The sequence below is a fragment of the Arthrobacter sp. NEB 688 genome (assembly GCF_013201035.1).
Lineage (GTDB): Bacteria > Actinomycetota > Actinomycetes > Actinomycetales > Dermatophilaceae > Phycicoccus.
The window spans coordinates 2,370,756-2,383,418 of sequence record NZ_CP053707.1 but is presented as its reverse complement, the minus strand read 5'-3'; the positions used below and the strand labels follow the sequence as shown (position 1 = coordinate 2,383,418).

The following is a 12,663-nucleotide window of genomic DNA, read 5'->3' as shown; positions in this document are numbered from 1 at the left end:
GGCGCGACCGGCCCCCGGTAGACGCGGCGGACGATCTGTGGACGACGAGGCGCGCACCCGTCACCTGTGGACGACGGACCCTCCCGCTCGGGCGGGACCGGGCCCGCCGACCTCAGCCGACGACGTCGCCGGGGACCGTCTGCGGGCCGCGCCCGTGCTCGCGCTCCCACTCGAGGAACTTCTCGGTCTCCTCGACGAGGGTCGTCGCGACCCAGCCGAGGACCATCGCGTCGTCGGCGAGGCCGAGCACGCCGAGGACGGCCTCGGGCAGCAGGTCGACCGGCGAGACGACGTAGGCCGCCCCGGCGGCGACGAGGCCGAGCTTGCCCATCGAGGTGCCGGTGTACTCACCGGAGCGGATGGCGGCCACCATCCGCGGGACGGCGACGGCACGGTCGCCGAGCGAGGGGCCGCCGGCCTTCGTGGCGAGCCGGATGGCGCGCCCGAGGGCGCCGACGTAGGCGAGGCTGCGGGCTCTGGCCATGGGGGTTCCTCCTGGGGTTCGCGGCGGGTCAGGCGGGGCCGAGGTGCCCGGCGACGGCCGGGAACTCGCGCTTGGCGTCGACGGCGAGACGGCGGAGCAGGATGACGTCGACGCCCGCGCCGACGACGCCGCCGACGACCGGGACGCCCCGGCCGAAGCGCGAGAGCACGCCCTTGCCGGAGCTCGCGACCAGCTTGAAGAAGACGCCCTTCTTGACGACCATCGCGGCCGGCCCGGGCAGCCGCTGGGCGGCGAGGTTGGCGAACCCGCCGACCGGGGCGGCGACCCCGGCCTTGGCGAGGAGGTCGTCGGCGTCGGCGCCGGCGAGGGTGAGCAGGACGGCGGCCCGGACCTGCGGCTGCGCGATGTCGTGGCCGCGGACGCGGGCGATGGCGGCGGTCATCCGCGTGGCGAGCGCGTAGTACGCGACGACGTTGGCGGGCAGGGCGATCGGCAGGGTGACGAAGCCGCCGAGGCCGGTGAGGAAGCCCTCGGCACCGGCGAGGCGCAGGTGCGAGCGGACGATGCCGTCGACGGCCTTCTCGACGTCGCCTCCGGCCGATCGCAGCGCGGCGTCGGCGATCTTCGCGGCGGGGTCGAAGGGGCCACGGCCGTCGATGCCGACGTCGAGGATCTGGTCGACCACGCGCACGGCCTGGCGGCCCACGACGCCGTCGTCGGCCTTCGGGTCGGTGGCGCGCTCGAGCGCGGAGCGGGTGTCGCTCACGGCGTCCTTGGTGGTGCGGCCTCGGTCGAGCAGTCCCACGCGTGGTCCTCCTGGTGCCCCGGGGCGGCCCGTCGGGTCCGCGCGTGTCCGGCTCCGGCCATCCTGCCACGCAGCCCCCTGACCTGCGGCGGCCCGGTCCGCGTCATCGGCGACGGTGGCGAGCCGTACGCTCGGCGCCATGCTGACGGGCGAGGTGGCGGTGCTCGTCGCGGGCACCGGGGGGCGCACGGTCGCCGTCCTCCACCGCGACCGGGTCGTCACCGTCCCCGCGGCCGAGGCGCCCGCGCTCGTCGCCCGGCTCGAGGCCGAGCACCACCCGCGCTGGGTCTGGTGGTCGGCCCGCGAGGCCGCCGGCGCCGTCGTCGGCGCGCGCGTGCACCTGGCCCGGGCCTGGGACCTCGCCGAGGCCCACCGGCTGCTGCACGGCAGGTGGGACGCCCCGCCCGCCCTCGTCTGGGCCGCCGCGCACGGGCTGCCGGCCGGCTCGGTGCCGGCTCCCCCCGGCGACGACCTCTTCGACCTCGTCGGCGCCGCCGACCTCCCGCCGGACGACGTCCTCGTCGACCACGCCGGGCACCTGCGCGGCGACCACGTGCGCTGGCTCGAGGACCCCGGCCACCTCGCGGCGTGGGCCCGGGCCGCGCTCGACGCCGCACGGCGCCAGCTCGAGCAGATGGGGGCCGCCTCGGCGCGGCTGCCCGCGACGACCGCCTCGGAGTCCGCCGCCGCGCTGCTCTGCCTCGAGCTCGAGCGCGACGGCCTCCCCCTCGACCGCGCGACGACCGAGGCCCTCGTCGCCGACGCGGTCGGCCCCCGCACCGTCGGGGACGCCGACGGCGTGGCCGCCCGCCGCGCCCGCGACGCGACGGTCCTGCGCCACGTGCCGGGGCGCGAGGGCACCGACCTGCGCAACCCGGTCGCGGTCAAGGAGATGCTGGCCGCCGTCGGAGTCGACGTACCGACCACCCGCAAGTGGGTGCTCGAGGCCTACCGCGAGGTCCACCCCGTCGTCGGGGCGCTGCTCGACTGGCGGCGCGACGAGCGCATCGCCACGACCTACGGCTACCGCTGGCTCGACACCCACGTCGGCGCCGACGACCGCCTGCGCGGCCGGTGGACCGCCTGCGACGGCGCGGCCGGCCGGATGACCGCCGAGAACGGCCTGCACAACCTCCCCGCCGCGCTGCGGCCCGGGGTCGCCGCCCACCCCGGCCACGTCCTCGTCCGGGCCGACCTCGGGCAGGTCGAGCCGCGCGTCCTCGCGGTCGTCAGCGGCGACGCCACCTTCGCCGCCGCCACCCGGGCCGACGACCTCTACGCCCCGGTGGCGCAGCGGCTGGGGTCCGAGCGCGCCGTCGCGAAGATCGCGGTGCTCGCGGCGATGTACGGGCAGCGCAGCGGCGCGGCCGGCGAGGCGCTCAAGGGCCTCGAGGCCGCCTACCCCGTGGCGATGGGGATGCTCGACCGCGCCTACGAGGCCGGGCGGCGGGCGGCGCCGCTGCGGACGTACGGCGGCCGGCTCGTGCCCACCGCGCGCTTCGTCGCGGGGCGCCCGCCGGGCGTCGACCCCCAGGTCGACGCCGCCCGGGGTCGCTTCGCGCGCAACGCCGTCATCCAGGGCTCGGCCGCCGAGCTCTTCAAGGCGTGGGCGGCCACCGTGCGCGCCTCGGTCCGCGACCTCGGGGCCTCGGTCGTCCTCTGCCTCCACGACGAGCTGCTGCTCCACGTGCCCGAGGAGGCGGCCGCGGAGGCGTCCCGGCGGGTCGACGACGCGCTGACGGACGCCGCCCGACGGTGGTCGGGCGGCGCGCCGGTGCGGTTCGTCGCCGACACCTCGGTGGTGCGGCGCTGGTCGGAGGCCAAGGACTGACCGGCCCCCGGCGCCGGGGTCAGGCGGTCGGGCCCGGCTGCTCGTCCTCGTCGTCCGAGACCGAGCGCAGGAAGTCCTCGAACTCCGCGCCGAGCTCGTCGGCCGACGGGATCTGCGAGGTCTCCGTGGCGAGCAGGCTCGGCCGCTCCTGGCCCTCGACGAACGCGTCGTACTGCTGCTCCAGGGCCGTGATGACCTGGCGCGCCTCGTCGCTGTTGGCGACCTCGGCGGCGATGGCCTGCTGGTTGACCCGCGCGCGCTCCACGAGCTCGTCGTTGGGGAGGTTGAGGCCGGTCGCGTCGGTGATCGCGTTGAGCGCGGCGAGCGCGCCCTCGGCCCACTCGGCGGTCGCGAGGTAGTGCGGCACGTGGACGGCGAACCCGAGGGCGTCCTCGCCGGCCTCGCCGAGGCGCAGTTCGAGCAGTGCCCCGATGGACGCCGGCACCTGGACGCGGCCGAACGGCGAGCGGGCCTCACCGATGAGCGAGTCGTCGGTGGCGTGCGCGGTCATCCCGACGGGACGCGTGTGCGGCACGCCCATGGGGATGCCGTGCGCCGTGACGACGAGCGAGACGCCGAGCATCGCGCCGAGCTCGCGGATGGCCTCGACGGTGCGCTCCCACTGGTAGTCGGGCTCGGGGCCGGTCAGCAGGTAGTAGGTCTGCCCGTCGCGGTCGGTGAGGCGGTGCAGGAGCATCGACGGGTCGTCGTACTCGAGCCAGCGGCTGGTGTCGAAGACCATCATCGGGCGGCGCCCGCGGTAGTCGAGGAGCTGGTCGACGTCGAAGGAGGCGACGACCTCGGGGTCGCCGGTCTCGAGCAGGTGCGAGCCGAGGGTCTCCTGGACCTGCCCGGCGTCGACGAAGCCGCCGAGCAGCACGAGGAGGACGCCCGGGCGCGGGGCGTCGACGGCGGTCTCGAGGCGGTACAGGGCGGACGGGTCCATCACGGGAGAAGCCTTTCACGGTGGTGCGTCGTGAGGGTGGAACGTCCCGGCGGGGCGACGGATTCCCCCGCCGGCCCGCCGTCGGTCACCCGTCGACGGCCGCGATGGCGCGCCGCACGCGCTTGTCCGAGACCGAGCCCTTCGTGCCGAGGCTCTGCGCGAAGAGGCTGACCCTCAGCTCCTCCACCATCCAGCCGATGTCGGCGACCTCGGGGGCCGCGCGACGGGCCGGGGGCAGGGACTCGAGGAGGTCCGCGTAGGCGGTCTCGACCGCGTCGACCTGCTCCTGGAGGACCGGCTCGCGCGGGTTGCCGGCGGCCCGCTCGAGCCGGTGCTGGGCCGCGCGCAGGTAGCGCTGGAGGTCGGCGAGGCGGGCGACGCCGGTGGCGGCGACGAAGCCCGGCCGGACCAGGCCGTCGAGCTGCGCCCGGACGTCCGCCCGCGCAGCGCGCGTCGAGGCCGCGGCGCTGCCCGCCGCGACCGCGTCGAGGGTGCGCCGGACCTGCGCGGCGAGCACGAGCACCGGCTCGACGGCCTCGACGACGGCGAGGACCCGGGTCGCGGCGTGGGTCCGCACGGCCGCGAGCGCCGCCTCGAAGGCCTCGGGGCTGCGGACCGGCCCGCGCACGTGCTCGGCCACGAGGTCGTCGACGGCGGCGTCGAGGCAGTCCTGGAGCAGGGCCGGCACCGACCCGTGCGGGTTGTCGGCGAGCGCGAGCTTCTGGGCGTTGCCGAGCCGGCCGAGCACGCGCTTCCAGGGGGCCGTGGTGTTGAGGAGCAGCAGGCGGCGCACGCCGGCGCGGTGGGCCGCGGCGGCCGAGCCGGCGTCGGGCAGGACCCGGAGCCCGACCGAGGAGCCCTCGTCGACGAGCGCCGGGAAGCCGACGACGGTCAGCCGGCCGGCCCGCCCCTCGAACGTCTCGGGGATGGTGCCGACGTCCCACGTCGTGAGGCCGGTGCGCTCGATCGAGGCGCCGGCGCGGGCCATCCCCTCGCGCACCGCTCCCCCGGACTGCTCGCGCAGCGCGTCGAGGTCCTTGCCGCTCGCGACGACGCGCCCGCCCTGGCGCTCGACGGAGAAGGTGACGCGCAGGTGGTCGGGCACGCGGGCGAGGTCGAACTCGGCCGGGTCGACGCGGACCCGGGTGCGCTCGAACAGGACCCGCGCCAGCTCCTCGACCATCGACCCGCGGGCGGGGTCCATCTCGCGCAGGGCGGCGGCTGCGTGGTCGGGCGCCGGGACGAAGTGCACGCGGGTCGCCTTGGGGAGCGAGCGGACGAGCGCGACGGCCAGCTCGTCGCGCAGCCCCGGCACCTGCCAGTCGAAGCCGTCGGACGAGAGCCGGTTGAGCACGGCGACGGGCACGTGGACGGTGACGCCGTCGGCGGCCTGGCCCGGCGCGAACTGGTAGGTGACGTCGAGCGCGAGGTCGCCCTGCCGCCAGGTGCGGGGGTAGTCGCTCGCCGAGACCGACTCCCCCGCGTCGGAGGTGAGGACGTCCTCGGTGAGGTCGAGCAGGTCGGGGCGGCGGCGCCGCTCACCGCGCCACCAGCGGTCGAAGTGCCGCTCGGAGACGACGTCGGGCGGGATCCGGCTGTCGTAGAAGGCGAACACGATCTCGTCGTCGACGACGATGTCGCGGCGACGGGCCCGCTCCTCGAGCTCGGCGACGCGGGCGAGGGTGCGCTGGTTGCGCTTCCAGAAGTCGTGCACCGGCTCCCAGTCGCCCTCGACGAAGGCCGACCGCAGGAAGATCTCGCGCGCGGCCTCGGCGTCGATGCCGGCGTACTGCACCGTGCGGTCGGTGACCAGGGGGACGCCGAAGAGCGTGACCCGCTCGGTGGCGACGGCCGCGCCGGCCTTCCGGCTCCAGCGCGGCTCGCTGACCGTGCACGTCACGACGTGCTGGCCCGCCTCCTCGGCCCACTCGGGGTCGATGGTCGCGACGGTGCGCGCCCACAGGCGGGAGGTCTCGACGAGCTCGGCGGCCATGACGAACTCGGGCTTGCGCCGGAAGAGGGTCGAGCCGGGGCTGATGCCGAACCGGGCCCCGCGGGCGCCGAGGTACTCGCGCTTGACCTCGTCGCGGACGCCGACGTGCGAGAGCAGCCCGGCGAGCAGCGCCTTGTGCACGGTGTCCCAGTCGGGGTCCTCGCCCTTCGCGGCGGTCGCGAGCTCGGGGTCGAGGCGGGCCTGCCGCGCCGCGCGCCGCAGCTGCGCGTGCAGGTCCTGCCACTCGCGGATGCGCAGGTAGTGCAGGTACTCGCTCTTGCACATCCGGCGGAACGCGCTGTGCGAGAGGTCCTTCTGCTGCTGCTTGAGGTAGATCCAGAGGTTGAGCAGGGCCGCGAAGTCGGAGCGCTCGTCCTTGAAGCGGGCGTGCTGCTGGTCGGCCTGCGCCTCCTTGTCGACCGGCCGCTCGCGCGGGTCCTGGATGGACAGCGCCGCGACGAGCACGAGCACCTCGCGGGTGCAGCCGAGCCGGCCGGCCTCGACGACCATCCGGGCCAGACGGGGGTCGAGGGGCATCCGGGCGAGGGTGCGCCCGGTGGCGGTCAGCCGGCGCGCGCGGCCTCGGTGGCGACCCGGGCCGCGCTCCTGCGTCGAGAACGCCCCGAGCTCCTCGAGGAGGCGCACGCCGTCGGCGACCTGGCGGGCGTCCGGGGGGTCGACGAACGGGAAGCGCGCGACGTCGCCGAGGCCGAGCGAGGTCATCTGGAGGATGACCGCCGCGAGCGAGGTGCGCTGGATCTCGGGCTCGGTGAACTCGTCGCGCGCCTCGAAGTCCTCCTCGGAGTACAGGCGGATGCACACCCCGGGCGCGACGCGGCCGCAGCGGCCGGCGCGCTGGGCCGCGCTGGCCCGGCTCACCGGCTCGATCGGCAGCCGCTGCACCTTGGTGCGCTGGCTGTAGCGCGAGATGCGCGCGGTGCCGGTGTCGACGACGTAGCCGATGCCGGGCACGGTGAGCGAGGTCTCGGCGACGTTGGTCGCGAGGACGATCCGGCGGCCGCCGCCGCGGCGGAAGACCCGGTGCTGCTCGGCCGAGGAGAGCCGGGCGAACAGGGGCAGCACCTCGGTGTTCGGCAGCCGGAGGGCGTTCAGCGCGTCCGCGGCGTCGCGGATCTCGCGCTCCCCGGAGAAGAACACGAGGATGTCGGTGGCGTCCGGGGCCGGCGGCTCCTCGGTCCACAGCTCCTCGACGGCCTGCACCACCCCGGTCACCTGGTCGCGCTCCTCGACGACGTGCTTGCCGTCCGGGCTCGTCTCGACGAGCGGGCGGTAGCGGACCTCGACCGGGTAGGTGCGTCCCGACACCTCGAGCACCGGGACCTCGCGCACGACCTCGCCGCGCTCGTCGGTGCCGAAGTGCCGGGCGAAGCGGTCGGGGTCGATGGTCGCCGAGGTGACGACGACCTTGAGGTCGGGGCGCCGCGGGAGCAGCTGCTTGAGGTAGCCGAGGATGAAGTCGATGTTGAGGCTGCGCTCGTGCGCCTCGTCGATGATGATCGTGTCGTAGCGGCGCAGGTCGCGGTCGCGCTGCATCTCGCTGAGCAGGATGCCGTCGGTCATCACCTTGACGCGTGTGGCGTCGCTGCTGTGGTCGCCGAAGCGCACCTGGTAGCCGACGGTGCCGCCGAGCTCGACCTCCATCTCCTCGGCGATGCGCTCGGCCACCGACCGGGCGGCGATGCGCCGCGGCTGGGTGTGCCCCACCTGGCGGCCGCCGGACCCGCGGCCGAGCTCGAGGCACATCTTCGGCAGCTGGGTCGTCTTGCCGGACCCGGTCTCGCCCGCGATGACGACGACCTGGTGGTCGCGCAGGGCCGCGAGGATCTCGTCGCGGGCCGCGACGACCGGGAGGTGCTCGGGATAGTGCAGCTCCGCCGCGGCGACCGCCTCGGGGGCGGCGTCGGTGCGAGCGGGCATGCCCGACAGGATAGGTCGCCCTCACCGCACCCCCCGACCCGATGCCCCCTGCTCCTGCGGCGACCGGTCGGTCGGCACGACCCGGGGCAGGCCCTTGCCCGCGGCGTGCAGACCGAGCCCCGCGGTGTAGAGGCCGACCGTCTGCGCGCCCCCGGCCCGGACCAGGCGCAGCTCGCGCCCGGCGGAGGCCACCCGGGCCCGGACGACCCGGACCCCCGCGGCCCGCAACCGTGCGGCGGCGCCCCCCGTGACGACGGGAGCGGACGGCGCGACGCCGGCCGCTGTCGGCGGCGCGAGCATGAGCCGGACCCGCGCGTCCTGCAGGCGCGTGCGGGCGGTCGCCCCCGCCCCGAGGAGGATGCGCTCCTGCGTGCCGAGCGTCCTGGCCACCGCCACGCCGTCGGGTCCCACGACCGTGCGGACCTTCGCCCCGGTGCGCAGGGCCTGCCCCCCGAAGCCGAGGGCCCACGCGCCGGCCGCGACCCCCACGTCGCGGACGCTCCCCTCGTCGTAGCCGACGAGCAGGACCCCGTCGGCGAGCGTCCCGACACCCTCGCCGACGAACCCGGCGGCCGCCAGCGGCGGCGCGACCCGGGTGGGCAGCGCGGCGAGCATCCCGACGCCGTGCCCGAGCGAGCTGGCCTGTCGCAGTGCGCGGTAGAGCGCCGAGTCGCCGATGTCGTCGTCGGCCAGGGCGCCGAGCACGCCGGCGCACCGGGCGTCGGACGCCGCCAGCCGCTCGAGGGCGGCGGCGTGGACGGCCTCCGCGTGCAGGACGGTGGCCATCTCGTCCTGCTGGGCGCCGCGGACGGCGAGCACCGTGGGGTCGGACTCCGCCCCGCCCGCCGCGACGAGCGCGGCCGCCCGCTCCTCGAGCATGCGGTAGGCGTCCCAGGCCTCCCGGTGGGCCACGACCGCGCGCTGCGCGTGCGCCTGCTCCTCCTCGAGGGCGGTCGCGTGGGCCCGCATCGGACCCGCCGCCCCGAGGAAGCGGTCGGCCGCGCGCTCGAGCACCGCCGGGGCCGTCTCGATGCGCGCCCCGAACGCCTCGCCCGCCGGCCCGTCCCAGACCGCGGCGTCGCGCAGCCGCACGAGGTCCGCTGCGGTGTCGGCCAGCCGCCGGCCGGTGGCCTCGCAGGCAGCCGCGACCGCCCGCACCGCCTCGGCCGACCCCTCGACGGGGGCGAGGGAGGTCACCACGTCGGACCACCGCCGAGCCCGCGCGAGACCCCGGCCTCGGTGTCGAGGTAGGCCCCTCCCGCCCCGGCCGCGGACTCCCCGAGCACCGTCAGCGCGTCGGCCAGCCGGAGCCGGGCGTGGCGCCACCCGCCGAGCAGCTCCTGCGCGGCGGCGCCCGAGCGCCCCGGCCCGAAGGCCCAGTGGTCGGCCGCGGGGTCGCCCATGAGCGCCAGGACCTCGGCGAGGTCGACGAGGCCCTCCCCCACCTGCAGCACGGAGCGTGCGTCCACCCGGTACGTCGTCATCCCCCGACGCTAGGCCGGGTCGGCGTCCCGCCCGCCGGGATATCCACAGGCTCCGGCGGGCGGGACGGCGGGTCAGCCCTGCGTGGCCCCCACGAGCTCGGGCGCGGCGTCGCCGGCGCCCCCGCCCTGGGCCGCGGCGAAGCCGGCGTCGAGGTCGGCGAGGATGTCGCCGATCGACTCGATGCCGACCGCCAGGCGCACGAGGCCGGGGGTGACGCCGGCCGCGAGGCGGTCCTCGTCCCCGCCCTGGCTGTGCGTCGTCGACGCCGGGTGGATGGCGAGGGAGCGCACGTCGCCGATGTTCGCGACGTGGCTGTGCAGCGACAGGCCCTCGACGAACCGGCGCCCGGCCTCGATGCCCCCGCGGATCTCGAACGCGAGCACCGCGCCCGCGCCCTTCGGGGCGTACTTGTCCGCGAGCGCCTTGCCCGGGCTGCTCTCCAGCGAGGCCCACCGCACGGACTCGACCTGGTCGTGCTGCTCGAGGTACTCGGCCACCCGACGGGCGTTCTCGAGGTGGCGCTCGAGGCGCAGGCTGAGCGTCTCGAGGCCCTGCCCGATGAGGAAGGCGTTGAACGGCGAGACCGCGGCGCCGAGGTCGCGCAGCAGCTGCACGCGCGCCTTGAGGATGTAGGAGAGGTTGGCGCCGAACGGGCTGCCGACGCCGAGGTCGGGGCCGAAGCGCAGGCCGTGGTAGCTCTCGTCGGGGGTGTTGTAGTTCGGGTAGCGCTCGGGGTCCTTCGTGTAGTCGAAGGTCCCGCCGTCGACGATGACGCCGGCGATCGAGGTGCCGTGGCCGCCGAGGTACTTCGTCGCCGAGTGGATGACCACGTCGGCGCCCCACTCCAGCGGCCGGATGAGGAACGGCGTCGCGATCGTGTTGTCGACGACGAGCGGTACGCCGACCTCGTGCGCGACCGCGGCGACGGCCTCGATGTCGAGGACCTCGGCCTTGGGGTTGGCGATCGTCTCGCCGAAGAACGCCTTGGTGTTGGGGCGGACGGCGTCGCGCCAGGCCTGCGGGTCGGTGTGGTCCTCGACGAAGGTGACGTCGACGCCGAGCTTGCGGAAGGTGTACTTCAGCAGGTTGACGGTGCCGCCGTAGAGGGCCGCGCTCGAGACGATGTGGTCGCCGGCCTCGGCGATGTTGAGCAGGCCGAGCGTCGTCGCGGCCTGGCCGGAGGCGACGAGCAGCGCGCCGACCCCGCCCTCGAGCGCCGCGACGCGCTGCTCGACGGCGTCCTGCGTGGGGTTCATGATGCGCGTGTAGATGTTGCCGAACTCGCGCAGCGCGAAGAGGTTCTCGGCGTGCGCGGTGTCGTTGAAGACGTACGACGTCGTCTGGTAGATCGGCAGGGCCCGGGCGCCGGTGGCGCTGTCGGGCTGCTGGCCGGCGTGCACCTGGCGGGTCTCGAAACCCCACTGGGACGGGTCGGTCATCGGTTCGCTCCTGACTCGTGGGTGCGACCGACCGGCTGGCCGGGCGCACGCGGACGTGTGCTCGGCGGGGTGCCCGAGGGCTCCCGCGCTTGCGTGCGACGGGTGCCGCACGCCTGGTCCTCACCCGGGGCACCCCACCGCGGAGGAGGGTTGCCGGCCAGCGAGCCGGGGCTTGACGCTGGCGCTCATGACCTGCCGCGAGGATACGCCGGGCTGCGCACGGGGTCAGCCCCCTCCCCGACCCCGTCTCACCCCCCGAACGCGGCAGGATGGGCGCATGACCTTCCACGCCGACGAGTACAAGGCCGCCGCGGGCCGCTACCGCGCCGGGATGCCCTACCGCCGCACCGGCCGCTCCGGGCTCGACCTCCCCGCCATCAGCCTCGGGCTGTGGCACAACTTCGGGGACGACGTGCCGCTGGAGCGCCAGCAGGCGACCCTGCGCCGCGCGTTCGACCGCGGTGTCACGCACTTCGACCTCGCGAACAACTACGGCCCGCCCTACGGCAGCGCCGAGCGCAACTTCGGGACCCTCTTCGCGCGCGACTTCCGCCCCTACCGCGACGAGCTCGTCATCAGCTCCAAGGCGGGCTACGACATGTGGCCCGGTCCCTACGGGCAGGGCGGCGGCTCGCGGAAGTACGTCACCGCCTCGGCCGACCAGTCGCTGCAGCGCACCGGCCTCGACTACTTCGACATCTTCTACAGCCACCGCTTCGACGAGACGACCCCGCTCGAGGAGACCTGCGGGGCGCTGGACTCCCTCGTGCGCTCCGGCAAGGCCCTGTACGTCGGCATCTCGTCGTACTCCGCGCAGCGCACCCGCGAGGCCGTCGAGATCCTGCGCGCGATGGGCACGCCGCTGCTCATCCACCAGCCGTCCTACTCGATGCTCAACCGCTGGGTCGAGGAGGAGGGCCTGCTCGACGCCCTCGGCGAGACCGGCGTCGGCTGCATCGCGTTCTCCCCGCTCGCGCAGGGGATGCTGACGAACAAGTACCTCAAGGGCATCCCCGCGGGCTCGCGTGCGGCGCAGGGCAAGTCCCTCGACCCGGCGCTGCTCTCGGACGTCGCGCTCAAGCACATCCGGGCGCTGGACCGGATGGCGAAGGCGCGTGGCCAGTCCCTCGCGCAGATGGCCCTCGCGTGGGCGCTGCGCGACCCCCGCGTCACCTCGGTGCTCATCGGCGCGAGCTCGGTCGAGCAGCTGGACGACAGCCTCGACGCCGTCAAGAAGCTGCGCTTCACGAAGGACGAGCTTGCGAAGATCGACAAGCACGCGCAGGACACGGGCATCAACCTGTGGAAGACCTCGAGCGACAAGTGAGTTGAGGACCGACATGAGCGACGACTACATCCCCTCCCCCTCCGACTGGGTCCGCGAGCAGGTCTCGACGATCGACGAGACCGGCGACACCCGCTCGGTCAGCGTCCAGGACCGCCCGGTCGTCATGCTGACGATGCGTGGCCGCAGGACCGGCGCCCTGCGCAAGGTCCCGCTGATGCGCGTCGAGCACGACGGCACCTACGCCGCGGTCGCGAGCAAGGGCGGCGCCCCCGAGCACCCCGTCTGGTACGGCAACCTCCTCGCCGACCCGACCCTCACGCTCCAGGACGGCACCGAGTCCTGGGAGGCCGTGGCCCGCGAGATCGACGGCGCCGAGCGCGAGGAGTGGTGGGAGCGCTGCGTCGCGGCCTTCCCGCCCTACGCGGAGTACCAGACCAAGACCGACCGGCTCATCCCCGTGCTCCTCCTGGAGCGCAAGGACGCCTGAGGCCTC

The 12,663-nt window shown here is 75.5% G+C and carries 10 protein-coding genes and 1 riboswitch; of the genes, 3 read left to right on the top strand and 7 right to left on the bottom strand.

The window, feature by feature from the left end; translation table 11 throughout:
• Positions 1 to 112: 112 nt before the first annotated feature.
• Positions 113 to 484, bottom strand: a complete 372-nt coding sequence (locus HL663_RS11190; RefSeq protein ID WP_173028454.1) for a YkvA family protein — start codon at positions 482 to 484, stop codon at positions 113 to 115.
• A gap of 28 nt (positions 485 to 512) precedes the next feature.
• Positions 513 to 1,250, bottom strand: coding sequence for an EcsC family protein (locus HL663_RS11185; protein WP_286175559.1), 738 nt, complete (start codon positions 1,248 to 1,250; stop codon positions 513 to 515).
• Positions 1,251 to 1,389: 139 nt separating this feature from the next.
• Between HL663_RS11185 and HL663_RS11180 the strand changes: the two genes are divergently transcribed.
• A complete protein-coding gene (locus HL663_RS11180; RefSeq protein WP_173028453.1) occupies positions 1,390 to 3,081 on the top strand; it encodes a DNA polymerase in 1,692 nt (563 codons plus the stop codon).
• A 19-nt stretch (positions 3,082 to 3,100) separates the two neighbouring features.
• Here HL663_RS11180 and HL663_RS11175 read toward each other — a convergent pair whose 3' ends face one another.
• From HL663_RS11175 to HL663_RS11155, 5 genes are all read right to left on the bottom strand, one after another.
• A complete protein-coding gene (locus HL663_RS11175) occupies positions 3,101 to 4,027 on the bottom strand; it encodes a proteasome assembly chaperone family protein (protein ID WP_173030130.1) in 927 nt (308 codons plus the stop codon).
• Between the two features lie 85 nt (positions 4,028 to 4,112).
• Entirely contained in the window at positions 4,113 to 7,958 is a 3,846-nt protein-coding gene (gene hrpA, locus HL663_RS11170; RefSeq protein WP_173028452.1) for an ATP-dependent RNA helicase HrpA, read from the bottom strand.
• 21 nt (positions 7,959 to 7,979) lie between these two features.
• Positions 7,980 to 9,155 carry a hypothetical protein gene (locus tag HL663_RS11165; RefSeq protein WP_173028451.1) on the bottom strand — a complete coding sequence of 392 codons (1,176 nt, stop codon included), beginning with the start codon at positions 9,153 to 9,155 and terminating at the stop codon, positions 7,980 to 7,982.
• The gene (locus tag HL663_RS11160; RefSeq protein ID WP_173028450.1) at positions 9,152 to 9,442 is read right to left on the bottom strand and encodes a hypothetical protein; all 291 of its coding nucleotides are present in this window, start codon (positions 9,440 to 9,442) and stop codon (positions 9,152 to 9,154) included. The genes HL663_RS11165 and HL663_RS11160 overlap by 4 nt, the downstream gene beginning before the upstream one ends.
• A 72-nt stretch (positions 9,443 to 9,514) precedes the next feature.
• Positions 9,515 to 10,882, bottom strand: coding sequence for a bifunctional o-acetylhomoserine/o-acetylserine sulfhydrylase (locus HL663_RS11155; protein ID WP_173028449.1), 1,368 nt, complete (start codon positions 10,880 to 10,882; stop codon positions 9,515 to 9,517).
• An 80-nt stretch (positions 10,883 to 10,962) separates the two neighbouring features.
• Positions 10,963 to 11,075: riboswitch (SAM riboswitch) on the bottom strand.
• Between the two features lie 84 nt (positions 11,076 to 11,159).
• Here HL663_RS11155 and mgrA point away from each other — a divergent pair.
• Positions 11,160 to 12,209: an L-glyceraldehyde 3-phosphate reductase gene (mgrA, locus tag HL663_RS11150; RefSeq protein WP_173028448.1), complete on the top strand. Its 1,050-nt coding sequence runs from the start codon at positions 11,160 to 11,162 to the stop codon at positions 12,207 to 12,209.
• 13 nt (positions 12,210 to 12,222) lie between these two features.
• Positions 12,223 to 12,657 carry a nitroreductase family deazaflavin-dependent oxidoreductase gene (locus tag HL663_RS11145; protein WP_173028447.1) on the top strand — a complete coding sequence of 145 codons (435 nt, stop codon included), beginning with the start codon at positions 12,223 to 12,225 and terminating at the stop codon, positions 12,655 to 12,657.
• The last annotated feature ends 6 nt before the right edge of the window (positions 12,658 to 12,663 follow it).

Bases quoted from the DNA above. Each gene is read 5' to 3' on its own strand.
- HL663_RS11190 (WP_173028454.1), bottom strand. From the start codon at position 484: ATGGCCAGAGCCCGCAGCCTCGCCTACGTCGGCGCCCTCGGGCGCGCC.
- HL663_RS11180 (WP_173028453.1), top strand. From the start codon at position 1,390: ATGCTGACGGGCGAGGTGGCGGTGCTCGTCGCGGGCACCGGGGGGCGC.
- HL663_RS11175 (WP_173030130.1), bottom strand. From the start codon at position 4,027: ATGGACCCGTCCGCCCTGTACCGCCTCGAGACCGCCGTCGACGCCCCG.
- hrpA (WP_173028452.1), bottom strand. From the start codon at position 7,958: ATGCCCGCTCGCACCGACGCCGCCCCCGAGGCGGTCGCCGCGGCGGAG.
- HL663_RS11160 (WP_173028450.1), bottom strand. From the start codon at position 9,442: ATGACGACGTACCGGGTGGACGCACGCTCCGTGCTGCAGGTGGGGGAG.
- HL663_RS11155 (WP_173028449.1), bottom strand. From the start codon at position 10,882: ATGACCGACCCGTCCCAGTGGGGTTTCGAGACCCGCCAGGTGCACGCC.
- mgrA (WP_173028448.1), top strand. From the start codon at position 11,160: ATGACCTTCCACGCCGACGAGTACAAGGCCGCCGCGGGCCGCTACCGC.
- HL663_RS11145 (WP_173028447.1), top strand. From the start codon at position 12,223: ATGAGCGACGACTACATCCCCTCCCCCTCCGACTGGGTCCGCGAGCAG.